The sequence below is a fragment of the Neisseria sp. P0008.S010 genome, assembly GCF_051962715.1.
In the GTDB taxonomy this organism is placed as follows: domain Bacteria; phylum Pseudomonadota; class Gammaproteobacteria; order Burkholderiales; family Neisseriaceae; genus Neisseria; species Neisseria elongata.
In genome coordinates, this window is sequence record NZ_JBQCVA010000431.1 from 1 (window position 1) to 236 (window position 236).

The following is a 236-nucleotide window of genomic DNA, read 5'->3' on the forward strand; positions in this document are numbered from 1 at the left end:
CACCGCAGTTTGAATGGCGATACGCCGTTTGAGGTATTGCAGGCTTACTTTTCTCAACCTGTAGTGTAAACAACGCGGTTATTTTCTACACCTGATGTATGGCGGAATACAGGAGGGTGTGCGGCTTTCCGTTATTTAACCGGCTTCAACGTCGGCAGCACGGTGTCCCAAATGGCGAGGATTTCGGCTTCGCTGCGGCTCGTCCCTTCCGCACGGTCCGCGCCGAATTTCATCAT

1 pseudogene is annotated in these 236 nt (G+C 53.0%); it reads left to right on the top strand.

Annotation, left to right across the window (positions count from 1 at the left end):
* A pseudogene (locus tag ACTHSL_RS14215) lies at positions 1 to 69 on the top strand (integrase core domain-containing protein); the annotation flags it as partial.
* Positions 70 to 236: the final 167 nt, after the last annotated feature.